The sequence below is a fragment of the Cupriavidus neocaledonicus genome (genome assembly GCF_000372525.1).
GTDB lineage: Bacteria > Pseudomonadota > Gammaproteobacteria > Burkholderiales > Burkholderiaceae > Cupriavidus > Cupriavidus neocaledonicus.
Map to the genome: position 1 here is coordinate 94706 of NZ_AQUR01000097.1, position 18538 is coordinate 113243.

At 68.9% G+C, this 18538-nt stretch carries 19 protein-coding genes; 12 read left to right on the forward strand and 7 right to left on the reverse strand.

Going from position 1 to position 18538, the window contains the following annotated elements; genetic code table 11:
* The first annotated feature begins 5 nt into the window (after positions 1-5).
* From A3AG_RS0116205 to A3AG_RS0116230, 6 genes are read left to right on the forward strand one after another with little or no spacing between them, the layout of a single operon-like run.
* Positions 6-251 (forward strand): 4Fe-4S dicluster domain-containing protein, encoded by a 246-nt coding sequence (locus tag A3AG_RS0116205; protein ID WP_018006428.1) that lies wholly within the window; start codon positions 6-8, stop codon positions 249-251.
* 40 nt (positions 252-291) lie between these two features.
* A complete protein-coding gene (locus A3AG_RS0116210; RefSeq protein ID WP_018006429.1) occupies positions 292-1713 on the forward strand; it encodes an ABC transporter substrate-binding protein in 1422 nt (473 codons plus the stop codon).
* A gap of 16 nt (positions 1714-1729) precedes the next feature.
* Entirely contained in the window at positions 1730-2575 is an 846-nt protein-coding gene (locus tag A3AG_RS0116215) for an ABC transporter permease (RefSeq protein ID WP_018006430.1), read from the forward strand.
* Complete coding sequence (locus tag A3AG_RS0116220; RefSeq protein WP_018006431.1) at positions 2572-3378, forward strand: ABC transporter ATP-binding protein; 807 nt, start codon at positions 2572-2574, stop codon at positions 3376-3378. The genes A3AG_RS0116215 and A3AG_RS0116220 overlap by 4 nt, the downstream gene beginning before the upstream one ends.
* A gap of 26 nt (positions 3379-3404) precedes the next feature.
* Positions 3405-4403 (forward strand): HEAT repeat domain-containing protein, encoded by a 999-nt coding sequence (locus tag A3AG_RS0116225; protein ID WP_026164230.1) that lies wholly within the window; start codon positions 3405-3407, stop codon positions 4401-4403.
* Positions 4404-4405: 2 nt separating this feature from the next.
* A complete protein-coding gene (locus A3AG_RS0116230; RefSeq protein WP_018006433.1) occupies positions 4406-4684 on the forward strand; it encodes a DUF971 domain-containing protein in 279 nt (92 codons plus the stop codon).
* 45 nt (positions 4685-4729) lie between these two features.
* Here the strand turns inward: A3AG_RS0116230 and A3AG_RS0116235 are convergent, their stop codons facing one another.
* The 3 genes from A3AG_RS0116235 to A3AG_RS0116245 all read right to left on the reverse strand — a co-directional run bounded on the left by A3AG_RS0116235 (position 4730) and on the right by A3AG_RS0116245 (position 6584).
* On the reverse strand, positions 4730-4990 hold the full coding sequence (locus A3AG_RS0116235) for a MoaD/ThiS family protein (RefSeq protein ID WP_018006434.1): 261 nt from the start codon (positions 4988-4990) through the stop codon (positions 4730-4732).
* A gap of 27 nt (positions 4991-5017) precedes the next feature.
* Positions 5018-6175 carry a WD40/YVTN/BNR-like repeat-containing protein gene (locus A3AG_RS0116240; protein ID WP_018006435.1) on the reverse strand — a complete coding sequence of 386 codons (1158 nt, stop codon included), beginning with the start codon at positions 6173-6175 and terminating at the stop codon, positions 5018-5020.
* Between the two features lie 199 nt (positions 6176-6374).
* Positions 6375-6584, reverse strand: a complete 210-nt coding sequence (locus tag A3AG_RS0116245) for a hypothetical protein (protein ID WP_018006436.1) — start codon at positions 6582-6584, stop codon at positions 6375-6377.
* 468 nt (positions 6585-7052) lie between these two features.
* Between A3AG_RS0116245 and A3AG_RS0116250 the strand changes: the two genes are divergently transcribed.
* Positions 7053-8465 carry an NCS2 family permease gene (locus A3AG_RS0116250; RefSeq protein WP_018006437.1) on the forward strand — a complete coding sequence of 471 codons (1413 nt, stop codon included), beginning with the start codon at positions 7053-7055 and terminating at the stop codon, positions 8463-8465.
* Between the two features lie 148 nt (positions 8466-8613).
* Here the strand turns inward: A3AG_RS0116250 and A3AG_RS0116255 are convergent, their stop codons facing one another.
* Positions 8614-9024, reverse strand: a complete 411-nt coding sequence (locus A3AG_RS0116255; protein WP_018006438.1) for a VOC family protein — start codon at positions 9022-9024, stop codon at positions 8614-8616.
* Positions 9025-9352: 328 nt separating this feature from the next.
* Between A3AG_RS0116255 and A3AG_RS0116260 the strand changes: the two genes are divergently transcribed.
* On the forward strand, positions 9353-9661 hold the full coding sequence (locus A3AG_RS0116260) for an H-NS histone family protein (RefSeq protein ID WP_018006439.1): 309 nt from the start codon (positions 9353-9355) through the stop codon (positions 9659-9661).
* Positions 9662-9749: 88 nt separating this feature from the next.
* Here the strand turns inward: A3AG_RS0116260 and A3AG_RS0116265 are convergent, their stop codons facing one another.
* Positions 9750-10283 carry a hypothetical protein gene (locus A3AG_RS0116265; protein ID WP_035848959.1) on the reverse strand — a complete coding sequence of 178 codons (534 nt, stop codon included), beginning with the start codon at positions 10281-10283 and terminating at the stop codon, positions 9750-9752.
* Between the two features lie 565 nt (positions 10284-10848).
* Between A3AG_RS0116265 and A3AG_RS0116270 the strand changes: the two genes are divergently transcribed.
* The gene (locus tag A3AG_RS0116270) at positions 10849-11877 is read left to right on the forward strand and encodes an AraC family transcriptional regulator (protein WP_026164233.1); all 1029 of its coding nucleotides are present in this window, start codon (positions 10849-10851) and stop codon (positions 11875-11877) included.
* Between the two features lie 12 nt (positions 11878-11889).
* Here A3AG_RS0116270 and A3AG_RS0116275 read toward each other — a convergent pair whose 3' ends face one another.
* Positions 11890-12810: a LysR family transcriptional regulator gene (locus A3AG_RS0116275; RefSeq protein WP_018006442.1), complete on the reverse strand. Its 921-nt coding sequence runs from the start codon at positions 12808-12810 to the stop codon at positions 11890-11892.
* A gap of 106 nt (positions 12811-12916) precedes the next feature.
* On the opposite strand from A3AG_RS0116275, the gene A3AG_RS0116280 reads away from it, so the two are divergent.
* On the forward strand, positions 12917-14146 hold the full coding sequence (locus A3AG_RS0116280; protein WP_035848982.1) for an MFS transporter: 1230 nt from the start codon (positions 12917-12919) through the stop codon (positions 14144-14146).
* A gap of 18 nt (positions 14147-14164) precedes the next feature.
* Here the strand turns inward: A3AG_RS0116280 and A3AG_RS0116285 are convergent, their stop codons facing one another.
* Positions 14165-15391, reverse strand: a complete 1227-nt coding sequence (locus A3AG_RS0116285) for an NnrS family protein (RefSeq protein ID WP_018006444.1) — start codon at positions 15389-15391, stop codon at positions 14165-14167.
* Between the two features lie 231 nt (positions 15392-15622).
* Between A3AG_RS0116285 and A3AG_RS0116290 the strand changes: the two genes are divergently transcribed.
* Entirely contained in the window at positions 15623-16903 is a 1281-nt protein-coding gene (locus tag A3AG_RS0116290; protein WP_018006445.1) for an MFS transporter, read from the forward strand.
* Between the two features lie 62 nt (positions 16904-16965).
* Entirely contained in the window at positions 16966-18351 is a 1386-nt protein-coding gene (locus tag A3AG_RS0116295; RefSeq protein ID WP_018006446.1) for a NarK family nitrate/nitrite MFS transporter, read from the forward strand.
* The last annotated feature ends 187 nt before the right edge of the window (positions 18352-18538 follow it).

Here is an 18538-nt window from a genome sequence, read left to right on the forward strand (position 1 = left end):
TCGCCATGGCCTACACCCCGCATGAAATCGCCCAGCGCACCAGCGCGCCGGTGACCATCGACGAAGACAAGTGCATCGCCGACAAGGGCTGCACCGTGTGCGTCGATGTCTGCCCGATGGATCTGCTGGCCATCGACCTGGCCAAGGGCAAGGCTTATATGCAGTTCGACGAATGCTGGTACTGCATGCCCTGCGAAAAGGACTGCCCGACGGGCGCGGTACGGGTCGAGATCCCGTACCTGTTGCGTTGATTGCCAAGCTTCATGACCACAGCCCCACCGAGATAGCCCCATGAAAGCCTTTTCCAGCATCCCGCTGCTGCTGGCGCTGGGCGCCGCCAGCCTGGCCGGCGCTGCCCGCGCCGAAACCATCCGCGTCGCCATCGGTACGCAGGACACCACCATCAACTGCGCCACCGGCGGCCTGCTGATCCGCGAACTGAAGCTGCTCGACAAATACCTGCCGCGCACCGGCAAGTACAAGGACGTCAGCTACGACGTGCAATGGAAGAACTTCACCTCCGGCCCGCCGCTGACCAACGAGATGGTGGCCGACAAGCTCGATCTCGGCGTGATGGCGGATTTTCCCGGCTCGCTCAACGCCGCGGCGTTCCAGAAGGCCGGCAAGAAGAGCCTGTTTATCGCGCCGCTGTCAGGCAACGCGATCGGCACCGGCAACGGCATCGTGGTGCCCGCCGATTCCCCGGTCCAGTCGCTGGCGGAGCTCAAGGGCAAGACCATCTCGGTGCCGTTCGGCTCGACCGCGCACGGCATGCTGCTGCGCGCGATAAAGCGCCAGGGCTGGGACCCGGACAAGGACGTGACGCTGGTGTCGCAGTCGCCCGAGGTCGGCGGCTCGGCACTGCAGGCGCACAAGGTGGATGGCCATGCCAACTTCGTGCCGTTCCCCGAGTTGTTCGCGTTCCGCGGCTTTGCGCGCAAGATCTATGACGGCTCCCAGGCCGAGGCGCCCACCTTCCACGGCGCGCTGGTGAGCGCGGAGTATGCGCACAAGTATCCGGAGATCGTGGTGGCCTATCTGCGCGCCGCCATCGAGGCCGACCGCCTGATGGCGGCGGAGCCCGAGAAATACAGCGAACTGATTGCCAGGGTGACCGGCATCGACGCCGAGGTGGACTACCTGTTCCATGGCCCGCTCGGCCTGCAGAACCGCGACTACACCTGGAAGCCGGAGTACCGGCAGGCGCTGCAGACCTCGATCGAAACGCTGAAGCTGCTCAAGCGTACCGATGCCGACCTGAGCGCCGACGCCGTGATCGACGACCGCTACATCCGCGAAGCGTTCCGGCTTGAAGGCCTGGACTATGAGGCGCGCCTGAAGTCCTACGACAAGCAGCCGCTCGCGGCCCGGGACGCGGACAGCGGCAAGCCCATCGCCGAGCCCAGGCTGGCCGCGCAGCTGTGGCTGCGGGGCGAGCCCACGGTGCGCGCCTATGCCTCGCCGGCGGCAGCGTTCGCCGCGCTCAGGCAGGCGGCGAAGGCGGGCAAGCCGGCGCGCGTGGTGTATGTGCATGACCGCAATACCGGCCTGAAGCTGCTGGCCAACAAGGCGTGGTATGTGCAGGACGGCAAGGGACAGGTCAGCGCCTTCCTGCTCAAGGGCTCCGCCGACGGCTGGGCCAGGGCCAATGGCGGCAAGGTGCGCGACTTCGCCGCAGTCAGCGGCGCGGCCGTCGCCGTGGCCAGCAACTGATACCCGGAGCGCGACGATGAGCGCAATCACGCTTGAAGCCGGGCCGCCCCCGGTGGCGCCGGCGATGGCCGGCGCGGCACGCGCCCGGCTGGCGCGCTGGCTGGTGCGCCTGGCCGCGCTGGCGAGCTGCATCGTGCTGTGGCAGCTGGCTTCGTCGCAGCGGGCCCACCTTGGCCTCGTTACCTTCGCCAACGTGCCCGCGCCCAGCGAGGTGGTGCCGGCGGCCTGGCAGCTGTTGCAGTCGCCCAAGCTGGTGCTGCACCTGGGCAACAGCCTCTACCGCGTGTTTGCCGGCTTCGGCGCGGCGGCCGCGGCAGGCATCGTGCTCGGCATGGCCATCGGCCGCTCGCGCTGGCTGGAAGACCTGCTGCTACCGCCGCTTGAGGTGCTTCGCCCGATTCCCGGCGTGGCGTGGATTCCGCTGGCAATCCTGATGTTCCCTTCTTCGGAACTGAGCATGATCTTCATCACCTTTATCGGGGCGCTGTTCCCGATCCTGCTCAATACCATCCACGGCGTGGAACGCACCGATCCGCGGCTGATCGCCACGGCGCGCAGCCTGGGTGCGCGCCGCTGGACCGTCTTCCCCGAAGTGCTGTTGCCTGCCGCCCTGCCCAGCATCGTCACGGGCCTGGCGATCGGCATGGGCACGTCCTGGTTCTGCCTGGTCACTGCCGAGATGATCGCGGGACAGTACGGCATCGGCTACTACACGTGGGAAGCCTACAACCTGCAGAACTATGCGGATATCGTGGTCGGCATGCTGCTCATCGGCGCCTTCGGCATGGGCAGCAGCGCGCTGATCAAGCGCACCGGCGCGTGGCTGATGCCATGGACCCGCCTGCAGCAGGAGCGCGCATGAGCAGCCCGCCGATCCGCGCGGGCCAACTGCAGGTGCGCGGCCTGGATGTGGCGCTGGGCCAGGGCGAGACCGGCTTTACCGCCGTCCAACAGCTTTCCATCGACATTCCCGCCGGGCAGTTCGTCTGCATCCTGGGCCCATCGGGCTGCGGCAAGTCCACGCTGCTGGGCGCCATCGCCGGCCACTTGCGGCCGGCGGCGGGCGAGATCCTGCTCGACGGGGCGCTGGTGCGAGGCCCCGCGCCGGAGCGCGGGCTGGTATTCCAGCAGCACTCGCTGTTCCCATGGAAGCGCGTGCTCGACAACGTCGGCTTCGGCCTGAAGATGCGGGGCATGCCCGCCGCCGAGCGCAGACGCGAGGCGCAGGCCCTGCTGGATCTGGTCGGCCTGGGCAGCTTCGCGCAGCGCTATCCCGCCCAGCTCTCCGGCGGCATGCAGCAGCGCGTGGAGATCGCGCGCGTGCTGATCAACCGGCCGCGCGTGCTGCTGATGGACGAGCCCTTCGGCGCGCTCGACGCGCAGACCCGCGCCCATATGCAGGCGCTGCTGCTCGACGTCTGGACGCAGATGCGCACCACCGTGGTCTTTGTCACCCATGACATCGACGAGGCGCTGTTCCTGGCCGACCGCGTGCTGGTGATGTCTCAGCGGCCCGGACGCATCCTGGAGGATATCGCCGTCCCCTTCGAGCGGCCGCGCCGCGCCGAACGGATGACCGATGACGATTTCATCCGGCTCAAGCGCCGCTGCCGCGGCCTGCTGCATCACCACGCCGACGCCGGCGCACTCGCGTCTGGCGCCTGACTCCCATATCGACCCGGCTGAAATCCATGTCACACGCTTGCGTCTTGCCTGACCGTTCCCTGTCGGAACCCGATCCCGCCATCGCCGTACTGGCGCTGCGCCTCTCCGACCCCGACCCCGCCGTGCGCCGCGTGGCGGTGCTGCAACTGGCCGACCTGGAAGACGAAGACGGCGTGCCGCTGCTGCTGCAACGGCTGCAATCCGACCCGGCGCAGGCCGTGCGCGCCGAGGCCGCGCGCACGCTGGCCAGCTGGGAGCGGCATGCGGTGGTGCAGGCCCTGGCCACGACCCTGGCCGATCCGGTCCGCGAGGTCGCGCAAGCCGCTGCGCAAGCGCTGTCAGAACTGAAAGACCCGGCTTCCGGCGCCGCCCTGCTGCCCTGGGTCACGCACGCCGACCCCTTTGTGCGGGCCTGCGCCTGGCGCGGCCTGCGCGAACTGCGCCATGCGGCCGGGTTCGATGCGGCCATGGCGGCCCTGTCCGACACCGCCGCGCCGGTGCGGCGCGAAGCCGTGGCCGTGCTGGGCTGGCTCAGGCGCAGCGAAGCCCTGCCTGCGCTGGCCCGGGCCGCCACCGGCGACACCGACGCCGAAGTGCGGCGCGCCGCCGCCGGCGCGCTCGGCCTGGCCGCCGATCCGGCAGCGTGCGAGGCCTTGCTCGCGGCCTTGCGCGACGACGCCTGGCAGGTACGCGAAGAAGCCGCGCAGACGCTGGGAAAACTGAAGTTCGCCGAAGCCGTGCAGCCTCTGATCGGCGCACTGGAAGACCCCTACTGGCAGGTGCGCCTGCAGGCCGCCAGGGCGCTGGGCAAGCTGCGCGACCGCGCCGCGCTGCAGCCGCTGGCGCTGCAGCTCGGCCACGCCATCAGCAACCTGCGCAAGGAGGCCGCGCTGTCGCTCGGGAGCTTGCAGGATCCCGCAGCGCTGGCAGCCCTGAGCGCAGCGGCGCACGATGCCGATCCGGAGGTACGCAAGGCCGTGCGCATTGCGCTGGCGCAGATCGGTACACCACTTAATGCGGCGTGAGCATGCTGGTCCCGTCGCGGCTTGAACTGGCGCCTGCCGAAGGGGTGTTGCGCATCGACTGGCCGGATGGACGGCGCCAGTCACTCGATCACGCACGGCTGCGCCAGGCATGCCGTTGCGCCGCGTGCCGGAGCGGGCCGGCCGGGGCGGCGGTCGGGCAGGCGCTCGACCAAGCGGTCCGCATCGTTGCGGTGCAGGACATGGGCTACGGCATCCAGCTGATCTTCAATGACGGACATGACCGCGGCATCTATCCATGGCGCTATCTCGAAACGCTTTAGGTTGATGGGCGTGCAAGCGGCATGCAAGCGGCCGCTACCCGCTCGCTACCCGCCCGCCAGCGCCTGCAGGATATGCACTTCGTCGGTCTCCTGCAGCGGCGCATCCAGCCGCATCAGCTGGGTGCGGTTGACGAACACGCGGATATACGGCCGCAGCTTGCCTTGCTCGTCGACAATGCGAAAGCGCATGCCGGGAAACTGGCGGTCGAGGTCGTCAAGCAGCTCACCGATGCTGGCGCCATGGGCTTCGACATATTCGCGCTGTCCGGTGTAGGAGAAGAGCGGCGTCGCGATGCGGATCTGCATGGGTATCTCCGGATCGGCCAATCACCATCAGGCGGGGCGCGCCACGCTCACCGCGTAGATTTGCGGCAGGTTGCGCGCGATGCAGCGCCAGCTCTCGCCCTCGTCGGCGCTGGCCCAGAGTTCGCCGCCGGTGGTGCCGAAGTACACCCCCACCGGTTCGTGGCCGTCGGCTGCCATGGCCTGGCGCTTGACCGTGAACCAGCCCTGTTCGGACGGCAGGCCGCGGTCCAGGCGCTGCCACGTCTCGCCGGCATCGCGCGTGACATAGGCGGCCGGATGGCCGCCCGGGCTGACGCGCGGCCAGACATCGCTGCCGTCCATCGGGAACACCCACACCGTGCGCGGGTCGCGGCGGTGGGCAACGATCGGAAAGCCGATATCCCCTACGTCGGCCGGCATGGCTGCGCCAATGCGCTGCCACACCCCTTCGCGGCGGTCCATGCGGTAGATGCCGCAGTGGTTCTGCTGGTAGAGGATGTCGGGATCGGCGGGATGCTGCAGGACGCAGTGCGGGTCCTGCCCGTATTCCGGATTGGGATCAGGCAGGAAGTTGGCAAGGCTGCCGCGGTTCAGCGGCTTCCAGTCGGCGCCGGCGTCGGTGCTCTCGAACACGCCGCCGCTGGACATGCCGATATACAGGTGGCGCGCATCGCGCGGATCGACCAGCACGGAATGCAGCTTGGGGCCGTCGGGGGTGCCGTCCTGCTCGCCGCCGGTCCAGGCGCGCCACATCGGGTGGTCGTTGAAGCCCGACACCGGCTCCCAGGTCGCGCCATGGTCGGCGCTGCGGAACAGGCCCTGTGGCGAGGTGCCGGCGTACCAGGTGCCGGGCTCGCTGGCATGGCCGGGAGTGAGCCAGAACACATGGTCGACGACGCGGCCGGTCTCGCCCTCCGGCACCTTGGCGAAGGCGGGCGGGCGCGCCGCCTCGGTCCAGTTGCGGCCGGCGTCGGTGGAGCGGAACACGGTCGGGCCGAGGTGGCCGGTGCGCGCCGCCATCAGCAGGCGCGACGGCTCGCGCGGGTCCTGCACGATATGGTGGATGGTATGGCCGAGGAAGGTCGGGCCCTCGATCTGCCAGTCGCGGCGCGCGGCGTCGCTGGTCAGGAACCAGGCGCCCTTGGTGGTGGCCACCAGCAGGCGGAGCGGGCCGGTATCCGTTTCGGGCATGGGGGAAGTCGTCATCTTGGCTCCTGCGAGAAGGCCGGGTGAACGATGCTTCCGAGTCTAGTACATGTAGACAGTGTTCACAATCAACCTTGACGACGGATCCGGCAAGTGCCCGTGCAGTTGCCGGCGAGCGCACGAAGAACGGAGTTCGCCGTGGAAGCCGGCACCTTGGCTGGACCGCCTTACCGCCATACCTTTGCCATGGTGGCGCTCGTTACAGCCAGCGGATCGGCGCCGCCTCGCGGGCATTGGCCGCGTACAGCGTCCAGCCCTGCGCAAAGTAAGCGCGCACGCGCGCGGCCAGCGACTGGCCGCCACCCATGCGGGCGTAATAGGCGACATCGCGCGCGGGCTCGGCGGCAGCGGGGCTGGCAGTCCGGGGCTGTGCGGACTGGCGATAGAGGGTGTCGGCAAGTGCTTGCATGGCGATTTTTCCTTTCCGGTTTGGAAATTGGTTTTGGTGTCTCGGGAAGCACACCAGGCCGGGATTTGGCCCGGGTTCTCGCGTAACTCAGGGTTATCCCTAGTATAGAGAAGTCGACCACTGGGGATCCGGGTCATTCCCTATAGGCCGTATATGCATCGCCTGATAATGGCAGCCGCCGCAAACGCCACCTGAAGCGGCTCCGCGACTCTGAGATGATCCGGAGTCACATTCGATATTCTCCCTCGCACATGCCGCGCATTGAGCGCCGGTGATGATGGCCGGCCCCGCCTCACCTAGCCTTCAGCCTTGCCCGGATCACGCCCGCAGAAGGCACCGACAAGCGGCACACCGATAACAGCGGGGTTGGCCAGGATTCCGCCTCCAGCCCAGACCAGAAACACGTGAGACCGCCTGACGACGTTCCGCACGACGGACGTTGCAGCGCCCGCAAGGAGACAGCTCATCATGATCGAACAACCCTATCCGTCGTCCGCGGCGGAGGCCGATCCCGCACGCCCGCAAGCCCACCAAGCCCCCCATGTCCCGCAAGTCAAAGGCCGGCTCGATGCCTTCTTCGAGATCACCGCGCGCGGCAGCACCCAGCGCCAGGAAGTGGTGGCCGGGGTCACCACCTTCATGGCGATGGTCTACGCCGTCTTTGTCGTGCCGGGCATGCTGGGCAAGGCCGGCTTCGACACCAGCGCGGTCTTTGTCGCGGTGTGCCTGACCACGGCCTTCGGCTCGCTGCTGATGGGCCTGTGGGCCAAGCTGCCGATCGCCATCGGCTGCGCCATCTCGCTGACCGCGTTCATGGCCTTCGGCCTGGTGCTGGGGCAGGGCCTGTCGCCGGCGGTCGCGCTCGGCGCGGTGTTCCTGATGGGCCTGATCTTCACCGCGATCTCGGTCACCGGCGTGCGCAGCTGGATCCTGCGCAACCTGCCGGCCGGCGTGGCGCACGGCACCGGCATCGGCATCGGCCTGTTCCTGCTGCTGATCGCCTCGAATGAAGTCGGCCTGGTGGTCAAGAACACGCATGCCGGCCTGCCGGTGGCGCTGGGCAAGATCACCTCGTTCCCGGTGGTGATGTCGGTGCTGGGCCTGGCCGCGATCTTCGGGCTCGAGCGCCGCAAGGTGCCGGGCGGGATCCTGCTGGTGATCATCGCCATCTCGGCGCTGGGCCTGGCCTTCGATCCGGCGGTGAAGTTCACCGGCGTGTTCGCGCTGCCGTCGCTGAGCGCACCGGGCCACGAGTCGCTGATCGGCGCCATGGACGTACGTGGCGCGCTGACGGCCGCGGTGCTGCCGAGCGTGCTGGCGCTGGTGATGACCGCGGTGTTCGACGCCACCGGCACCATCCGCGCCGTCGCCGGGCAGGCCGGGCAGCTCAATGCCGCCGGCCATATCCACAACGGCGGGCGCGCGCTGACCGCGGACTCGGTCAGCTCGATCTTCTCGGGCATGTTCGGCGGCGCCCCGGCCGCGGCCTATATCGAGTCGACCGTCGGCGTCGCCGCCGGCGCCAAGACCGGCCTGACCGCGGTGGTGGTGGGCCTGCTGTTCGTGGCGGTGATGTTCTTCTCGCCGCTGGCCGCGCTGGTGCCGTCGTACGCCACCGCGCCCGCGCTGATGTACGTCGGCCTGCTGATGCTGTCGAGCGTCAGCCGCCTGCACATGGACGACCTGGTCGATGCACTGGCCGGCCTGGTCTGCGCCGTGTTCATCGTGCTGACCTGCAATATCGTCACCGGCATCATGCTCGGCTTCTGCACCCTGGTGGTGGGCCGCATCGTGGCCGGCGAATGGCGCAAGCTCAATCTCGGTACCGTGGCGATCGCGGTGGTGCTGGCGGCGTTCTACGCCGGCGGCTGGGCGATCTGACGCCACCCTTGCCTCACCGCGTCCCGGGTGATGCCGGGACGCTGACAACCAGATGTCTCCTCCACCGCGATCCAGGTGGATTTCAAGCCCGGGCTTCCTGCTTTCCCGGGCTGTTTTTTTTTGGTCCTGGTCCGGCGCGATGGCGCGTTCACTGCGACGCCTGCATTGCCGCCATATCCATATACACCAGTTCCCAGACATGGCCGTCCAGGTCCTGGAAGCCATGGCCATACATAAAGCCCAGGTCCATTGGCGGCTTGTAGGTATTGCCGCCCGCCAGCACCGCGGCATTGACCATTTCATCGACGCGGGCCCGGGTTTCCATCGACAGGCAAACCAGCACTTCGGTGGCTTTGCGCGCATCGCAGATGTCATTGGGCGAGAAGCTGCGGAACTTGGCTTCAGTGAGCAGCATCACAAAAATGTTCTCGCCGACGATCATGCAGGTCGCGGTATCGTCGGTAAATTGCGGATTGAAGGAAAAGCCCAGCTGGGTAAAGAAGGCAATCGACTTTTGCAGGTCGCGTACGGGTAAATTGACAAAGATCTGCTGACTCATGGGGGGCTCCGGTAGTCGTGACGTGGCACTGCGCGGGGCGCAGACAAACAGTCTAGGCGCTATAGCGGAGCGGCGCGCGTATTTCGATTGGCCCTGAATGAGGGCAAGAAAAATGGCAACCCGGCACAGCAAAACCATCATTGGCCGGGCCCATGTCGTGGCCATGGTGGCGGCAATCGCTCCCGCATTCGGCATGAAAATGATGCCGACCAGCGCCCCGACAATCTGTCCGTGCAATCTGCGTTATTTTTTGTAAAATTTTTTCAGGTGCTCGATCACCTGAATTTCTAGTACCATGCAGCGGCCTAATTGCAGAAAGGGGATATAAATGGCGACATACAAGCAACTCCTGGCTGAGAAGGAAGCGCTGGAAGCCAAGCTGAATGAAGTGCGCGCAACCGAAGTGGCGGGCGTGATCGATAAAATCCGCGAACTGATGACCGAATATGGCCTGACCGCGGAAGACATCCTGCCCCGGCGCAAGCGTGGCCGTCCCGCCGGCAGCAGCCCGCGCAAGACTGCCGCCGCCCTGCCCCCGAAGTACATGGACCCCAAGACCGGCAAGACCTGGTCCGGCCGCGGCCGTGCACCGGCCTGGCTGGGCAAGCGTCCCGAGCGCTTCCTGATCGAGCAGTAAAGCAGTCCTGCCGCCGGATCCCAGCGGGCCAATCCGGTTCCCCGCTGCCCCGCGAATCCGTCCGTAGCCCGGGGGGGCCGGACGGGTTTCACAACGCCTGGCAGACATAATCCTTGCGCAGCGCCCTGAAACCCTGCTGCGTCGGCTCCGCCGTCAGGCGCGCGCCGCCGTCGGCCAGCGGCTGCAGGCGCAGAATCCGCGCCGAACACTGGCTGGCGGTCTCGTCCCGCTGGTAGCGGATCTCATACTGCGCGCCGGCCACCGGCACGAACGACACGCCCGCGGCGCAGCGCATCTCGGGCAGCGGCGGCGCGGCCGCCGAAGTCACCGCCACATAGATGCGCCGGCCCGCCTCGACCAGCCTTTCGCGCGTGCGCGCGGCCGGCTCCGGCGAACGCCCGGCCATGTCCAGGCCGCGCTCCCTGCCCATCGCCGACAACTGCCTGCCCGTCCCGGCCAGCACCAGCGGCCGGGCCGGATCCGGGCATCTGGCCGGATCGACGACGGTGAACGCGGTGTTGTCGTCGGTGCTGGTCACCAGCCGCACGCTGGCGGACGGCGCACCGTCAGGCACCCGGTATTGCGCTACACAACCCGACATCGCCACGGCGGCGGCAAGCATCGGCAACACGGCAAGGCGGGGCGGGACGGCCAACGACCGGTCATGGCGCATGGCGGCGGAGTCGCGATAGAAGAAAGATGCCGGCTGCCGGCGGCGACGTGTGCGGCGTTGGCACCATGATGACGAACGATGGCACCGGGATGAGCCCCGGATCGCGCAGAGGCAGACCCGCACCAGCGGCACCAACGGCGTCAGAACGGCCCAGCATACCCGCTTCCCACACCCGCCGGCAGCCGCACAAACCCATGTTGAAAACTCCGACGTGATATCCACAGAATCTGTGGATATCCTGCCGTCCCCTGTCCGAAAACCCCGGTCTGTGCGCCACCGCACCGGACTGCCCAAAATTTAGGCAACAGGTTGCATCGGCCCGCCAGGCCAGCAGCGACGCGGCCTTCCCACCCCGGCTGGCATCCCTCACGCGCCCCCAGGCGCCCGTTAAGCTGCCTGGCACACACTTCCCGCCGCCCCATGCCCTTGAAGGGGCCATCGCCACCGCGTAATCTCTTTCGTACCGGGGGCTGCACTGGCGCGATTGCGCCACCTTGCCAGCCAGAAAACGACGATGCCACAACAAGAGCCTATCCAGGCCGGGCCGTTGCCTCGTGACCTGCTGCACGCGCTGCGTGAAGGCGGTTACGACGTATCGGCACTCGCGCCTGCCCCGGAATCCGACACCGACTCCGACCCCTGCGACCACCAACCCGCCGCGCATGCGGCCGACCCGCAACAGGCCATCCACCTGCTGCTGGCCGTCTATCACGCCACCGGCGATCCCGCCATCGGCCTGTGGCTGGGCAGCCGGATGCCACCCGACCTGCTCGGCCTTGCCGGCCTGCCCGCCATGGCCGGCCCGTCACTGGGCACGGCCCTGCGGCGCATCGCGCGCTACCAGAAGCTGCTGGCCGGCGACCGCGTCGAGCTGCGCCGCCAGGGCGACGAAGCCTGGGTCTGCATCCGCCCGAGCGATCCTGAGGGGCCCGACAGCCGGCCGCGCATCGACATGGAGCTGTGCTCGCTGCTGGCCTTCGGCCGGCGCTTCACGCGCAAGCCGCTGCATCCGCTGCGGGTCTCGCTGCGCATCGGCCGCCCGGCCTGGCACCTGCGCTATACCGAGGCCTTCGACTGCCCGGTGCGCTTTGGCGAGCCCGAAGATGCGATCGTGTTCGGCCGCCGCGACCTGGCGCTGCGGCTGATGGCCCGCGACCGCTCCAGCCCCTCGGCGCCTCTCGCCAGCCGCGACCTGCGGCCGGCCACGGCCTCGCTCTACGATGTGCGCAGCGCCCTGCAGCAGCTGGCCGGCGACCGCGCCCTGAGCCTGGCCGCGGTGGCGCGCCACCTCGACATCAGCGAGCGCACGCTGCAGCGCCGGCTGATGGCCGCCGGCACCAGCTTCCGCACGCTGTGCGAAGACGCGCGGCGCGAGCTGGCCGGGCACTACCTGAGCGAAGGCACGCTGTCGCTGGGCGAGATCGCGTTCCGGCTCGGCTTCGACGATGCCAACTCGTTCTTCCGCGCGTTCCGCCGCTGGACCGGCATGACGCCGGGCGACTACCGGCGCCACGCCACGGCCGCGCCGCAGCCGGCGGCGTAGCGCGGGGCTGGCTCACCCGCCGCGGAGCCGTTCCCACGGCGGGTGTTCGCCAAAGCGTTCAGCCAGGAAATCGACGAAGGCACGCACGCGCGGCGGCACCAGGCGCCGCTGCGGCATCACCGCGTAGATGCCGGTGTCGGCCAGCGGATAATCGGGCAACACCTGCACCAGCCGGCCGGCCTGCAGGTCGGCGCCGACATGCCAGGCCGAATGCAGCGCGATGCCAAAGCCCGCCAGCGCCGCGTCGGACAGCAGCTCGCCGGTATTGGCTTCGATCCGGCCGCGCACGCGCACGGCAATCTCGCCGCCGGCGCCATCGCCCAGCCGCCACACATCCTGCCGCCCCTGGCTGCCGACCAGCAGCAGGCAATCGTGCCGCGCCAGGTCCTGCGGTGTGCGCGGCGTGCCGCGCCGGCGCAGGTAGTCGGGCGAGGCGCACAGCAGCCGCCGGTTGTTGGCGAGCCGGCGCGCGACCAGCGCCGAGTCGTCGAGCGCGCCGATGCGGATCGCCAGGTCGAAGCCGGCGCTGACCAGGTCCAGCACGTGGTCGGAAAGGTTGACGCTGAGCGATACCCCCGGGTGCCGCGCCAGGAATTCCGGCAGCAGCGGCGAGACATAGAGCCGCCCGAACGACGACGACGTGGTCACCCGCAAGGTGCCGCTGATGCCGGTGCCGGCCTGCCGCAGCGACGCCCCCAGCGCCTCCAGGTCGTCCACCAGCGCGCGGCCTTGTTCGGCCAGCACCGCGCCCTCCGGGGTGGCGTGCAAACGCCGCGTGGTGCGATGCAGCAGGCGCACGCCCAGATCGCGTTCCAGACGCTGCAGCCGCTGGCTGGCCACCGCCACCGACAGGTCCAGGCTGCGCGCCGCGGCACTGATCGAGCCCAGGTCGAGCACGCGCAGAAACAGGCCGATATCGCCGATCCGGTCCATGATTCTCAATAATTTATTGAAACTGATTATGGATCATGCCGGTTTTTGCTGAAGCCGGAAAGGGCCAGACTGCGGGCTTCGTCCTCTCTTGCGCCCCTTTCCGACCATGGCTTCCTCCCCTTCCCCCCGCGCCGCTGCCGCCCGGCCCCGGCTGCCGATGGCGTTGTACGCGCTGACGGCCGGTTCCTTCGGCATCGGCTGCGCCGAATTCGTGATCATGGGCCTGCTGCTGCAGGTTGCCGCCGACCTGCAGGTGACCATCGCCGCCGCCGGCATGCTGGTGTCCGGCTACGCACTCGGCGTGTTCGCCGGCGCACCGGTGCTGACGCTGCTGACGCGCCGCATGCCGCGCAAGGCGGTGCTGCTGGCGCTGATGGTGATCTATACCGTGGGCAATGCCGCCTGCGCGCTGGCGCCCGACTACACCACGCTGATGATCGCGCGCGTGCTGACCTCGCTCACGCATGGCACTTTCTTCGGCGTCGGCGCCGTGGTCGCCACCGGGCTGGTGCCCGAGGACCGCCGCGCCTCGGCAATTTCGGTGATGTTCTCGGGCCTGACCCTGGCCACGCTGCTGGGCATGCCCGCCGGCGCCTGGCTGGGCCTGCACCTGGGCTGGCGCTCGACCTTCTGGGCCATGACGCTGGTCGGCCTGCTGTCGCTGGCGGTGATCGCGCTGCTGGTGCAGAAGAGCCAGGACCACGGCGCGCGCGTGGCGCTGCGCGACGAGCTGGCCACCATCGGCCGCCCGCAGGTACTGCTGGGGCTGTTGATGACAGTGCTGCAGTCGATGGGCATCTTCGCCGTGATCACCTATGTGCAGCCGCTGCTGACGCGCGTGTCCGGCTTTGGCGAGGCGGCGGTATCGCCGATCCTGCTGCTGTTCGGCGCCGGCATGATCGTCGGCAACGTGCTGGGCGGCCGCTTTGCCGACCGCGCCCCGACGCGCGCGGTGCTGGCCACGCTGGCGGCGCTGACACTGGTGCTGGCGGCGATGACGCTGGCCATCCACAGCCAGGTGCTGGGGGTGGCCTTCGTCGGCATCCTGGGCGTCGCGGCCTTTGCCACGGTGTCGCCGCTGCAGCTGCGCGTGCTGCGCCACGCCCACGGCGCCGGCGAGAACCTGGCCTCTAGCTTCAATATCGCCGCGTTCAACCTGGGCAACGGCCTGGGCGCGTGGATGGGCGGGGTGGTGGTCGATCACGGCCCGGGACTGACGGCACTGCCCTGGGTGGCGGCACTGGCGCCGATGGCGGCGCTGGCGGTGGCGTGGCTGAGCGTGAAGCTGGAACAAGGCGCGCACACCCGCGCGCCCATGGCGCAGGCCTGCCCCTGACGCGCCCGCGCAATCTCGTCAGCCCGGCTTGCCGTCCACGCGCGGACGCGCCAGCCGCGGCGCATACGTCAGCGCATAAAGCCCGAAGCCCGCCACCCAGCACGCGCCCGCGCCCCAGGCCCAGTGCAGGTAGCCGGCGGGCCAGGCCATCGGCCCGAACACCCGCAACACCGCCGCCGCGGCCACCAGCCAGTACGCCGCGGTCTCGGCTCGGCCGGCCACCAGCATGCGGCCGGTGTGGCCCAGCGCGGTGCGGGTGATCATGGCGATGATGGCCACGCCCAGCACGCCCACCGTGAATGCGTGCGTCGCCAGCCCGGCCATCGCCAGTCCGAGCGCACCGAACGCCTGCAGCAGCAGCGCCAGCGGCAGCCACGCATAGGCCAGGTGCAGCACCCACAGGATCGGCCGGTTGCCGACCGCATGACCGCGCCACCCCGCTACGCGCGCGCCCAGCACCAGCGCGGCCAGCAGCGACAGCGCCGCAGCCAGCCATCCCGGCAGCGGCAGCAGCCCGGCCGCCAGCCCCGGCACCGCAGCGGGAATCACCAGGCGATCCACTTGCCGGTACTGGCGCAGCCGGAAGCCGGGAATCGCATTGGTGGTGAACATCGGAATCACGCGCCCGCCGATCACCACCACGAACAGCGTCACCAGCGCCACGCCGGCGCGGCACGCCAGCATCGCGCCCGCGTCATGGCCGCGCGCCTGCAGCCACAGGCTGGCGATATCGGCCAGCCCCAGCAGCCATAGCGCGAGCGCCAGCGGATAGTTGCGGCGATTGCCGCCGCGCACCAGCGTGCGCGTGAAGGCCAGCGCCGCCAGCGGCAGGAACGCGGCTTCGACGGCGAAGGCCACGGTGCCCGGCACCACCCACAGCCCCACGCGTCCGGCCAGCCACAGCCCGAACAGCACGGCCAGCGCCGCGCCGGTCGGCGTGGGCTGGCCGGTCCAGGCACGTCCCGCCGTGAACAGGAATCCCACCACGATCGCCGCGGCAAAGCCGAACACCATCTCGTGCGCATGCCAGAACATCGCCGGCAGCGCCGGTGCCGGTGCGAACGCCTGCACGCCGGCCAGCATTGCCGACCACACCGCGATCGCCAGCGCGGCAAACACCGCGCCGCCCAGATAGAAGGGGCGGAAGCCCAGCGCAAACAGGGCAAAGCCACGTGGCGGCGGGCCCGGCGGGGCCTTGCCGGAGGGCGGCATGCGCCGCGCGGGAAGGATGGGGATGGTGTCCATGTCTGCAAGGCAATGAAGGTGCGGCGCACGGTCGGCCGCAGCGGCGCCAACACTGCGCCGCATGTCGTCCCCACGATAGCACCGCCACCGCGCCGGGGACCTCCCCCGGTAGAACTACTTCCAAAGGCAGTCAACGCGTGCGCGCGCGCTGTGCTGCCGGCGAATAGGCAGCACCAGCGCCCGCCCCTACTCTGGCATCACCCCCGCCAAAGTCGACACAGGAGCATGGCCATGGCCACCCAATCCCGCGCGCCGGAGCCGATCCCGCCCGGCGCCGCCATCACGCTGGCGTCCAGCACGTTCGCCTTCACCATCTGCTTTGCCGTCTGGATGCTGTTCGCCGTCCTCGGCATCCCCCTCAAGCAACAGCTCGGCCTCAACGACACCGAATTCGGCCTGCTCGCGGCCACCCCGGTGCTGAGCGGCTCGCTGATCCGCGTGCCGCTGGGGCTGTGGACCGACCGCTTCGGCGGCCGCATCGTGTTCTTCGTGCTGATGCTGGCCACCGTGGTCCCGATCTGGCTGATCTCGTATGCGACCACGCTGTGGCAGCTGCTGGTGCTGGGCCTGTTCGTCGGCCTGGCGGGCGGCTCGTTCTCGGTGGGCACGCCCTACGTGGCGCGCTGGTTCCCGCGCTCGCGCCAGGGGCTGGCGATGGGCATTTTCGGCGCCGGCAACTCGGGCGCCGCGCTGACCAAGTTCGTCGCGCCGGCGCTGATCCTGGCGGCCGGCACCTGGACCATCGTGCCGCGCGTGTATTCGGTGGCGATGCTGGCCACCGCGCTGTTGTTCTGGATGTTCTCGCGCAGCGATCCCGCGCACATGGTCAAGTCGAGCGTCGGCTGGCGCGAGCAGCTGGCGGTGATGCGCGACCCGCGCGTGTGGCGCTACTCGCAGTACTACTCGGTGGTGTTCGGCGGCTATGTCGGCCTGTCGCTGTGGATGACCAAGTACTACATCGGCGAGTACGGCTTCGACATCAAGACGGCCGCCTTCCTGGCCGCGTGCTTCTCGCTGCCGGGCGGCGTGCTGCGCGCGATCGGCGGCTGGATCTCGGACCGCTACGGCGCCCACCGCACCACCTGGTGGGTGATGTGGGTGAGCTGGGTCGGCTTCTTCCTGCTGAGCTATCCGCAGACTGATTTCATCATCCAGACCACCAGCGGACCGCAGGGATTCCGCATCGCGCTCACGCCCACGGTATTCACCATCCTGCTGTTCGTGGTCGGCATTGCCTTCGCCATCGGCAAGGCCTCGGTGTTCAAGTTCATCTCCAACGACTTCACCCACAACATCGGCGCCGTCTCCGGCGTGGTGGGCCTGGCAGGCGGGCTGGGCGGGTTCGTGCTGCCGATCCTGTTCGGCATGCTGGCCGACCTGACCGGCATCCGCAGCAGCTGCTTCATGCTGATGTACGGCACGGTATGCGTGAGCCTGGTGTGGATGCACTACAGCCACCGCGCCGAACGCCAGCGCAAGGCCCACGCCGTCGGCCTGACCCAGCCCGCTTGATACCGCACCGTGGCACCGACCCACGCGCGCCTCCGCGCATTCTTCATCAAGGCACACTGATCATGACTTCATCCGTACTCACCCGCTGGGAGCCCGAGAACGCGGCCTTCTGGCAAAGCGAGGGCGAGCGCATCGCCTACCGCAACCTGTGGATCTCGATCCCGGCGCTGATGCTGGCCTTCGTGGTCTGGATGCTGTGGAGCGTGGTCGCGGTCAACCTCGACCGCGCCGGCTTCGAGTTCACCAAGAACCAGCTGTTCTGGCTGACCGCGCTGCCGGCGCTGTCGGGCGCCACGCTGCGCATCTTCTATTCGTTCCTGGTGCCGGTGTTCGGCGGGCGCCGCTTCACCGCGATCTCGACCGCGCTGCTGCTGATCCCCGCGCTGGGCATGGGCTTCGCGCTGCGCGACCCGTCCACCGGCTACCCCACGCTGCTGGTGCTGGCGCTGCTGTGCGGCCTGGGCGGCGCCAACTTCAGCTCGTCGATGGCCAATATCAGCTTCTTCTTCCCCAAGGCGAAGAAGGGCCTCGCCACCGGGCTGAATGCCGGCATCGGCAACCTGGGCGTGTCGGTGGTGCAGTTCGTCACGCCGCTGGTGGTGTCGCTGGCGGTGTTCGGCGCGCTCGGCGGCGAGCCGCAGCAATACCAGGCCAACGGCGCCACGCACAATCTGTGGCTGCAGAACGCGGGCTTTATCTGGGTGCCGTTCATCGTGGTATCGGCGCTGGCCGCGTGGTTCGGCATGCATGACATCGCCGATGCGAAGGCCTCGTTCGCCGAGCAGGCCGTGATCTTCAAGCGCAAGCACAACTGGCTGATGTGCTGGCTGTACGTGGGCACTTTCGGTTCGTTCATCGGCTTCTCGGCCGGGCTGGCGCTGCTGACCAAGTCGCAGTTCCCCGGCGTGAATCCCACCGCCTATGCCTTCCTGGGGCCGCTGGTCGGCGCGCTGACACGTCCCGTGGGCGGCTGGATCTCCGACAAGCTCGGCGGTGCGCGCGTTACGCTGTGGACCTTCATCGGCATGATCGCGGCGGTGTTCGCCGTGCTGGCGGCGCTGCCGCATGACGGCGCCGGCGGCAACTTCACCTGGTTCCTCGCTGCCTTCATCGCGCTGTTCGCGCTGACCGGCATCGGCAACGGCTCGACCTTCCGCATGATCCCGGTGATCTTCCTGACCGAGCGCCAGCGCGCCGCCAGGGGCAAGGGCGACGCCGCGCAACGCCAGGCGCTGCAGGATGCCGGCAAGGAATCCGCCGCGGTGCTGGGCTTCTCCGGCGCGATCGGCGCCTACGGCGGCTTCTTCATCCCCAAGAGCTTCGGCACCGCGCTGGAGCTGACCGGCGCGCCCGACGCCGCGCTGTATTGCTTCATCGCCTTCTATGTCAGCTGCGTGCTGGTGACGTGGTGGTGCTACGCGCGCCGCAACGCCCCCATGCCCTGCTGAACCCCTTGCCGGCCGGACTAGTTCTTCGGAACTAGTCCCGCGGCCGGCACCTCCCCCGATCGCCATCCGGCGGCTGTTCCACCAGCGAATTGGCTGCCGCCCCGCTCCCCCATAAGCTCAAGGTGTCCCTGCAAACGCTCCCGCAAGCCGCGGAGCGCCGCAGCAAAGCCTCGCGGAGAACAAGCAA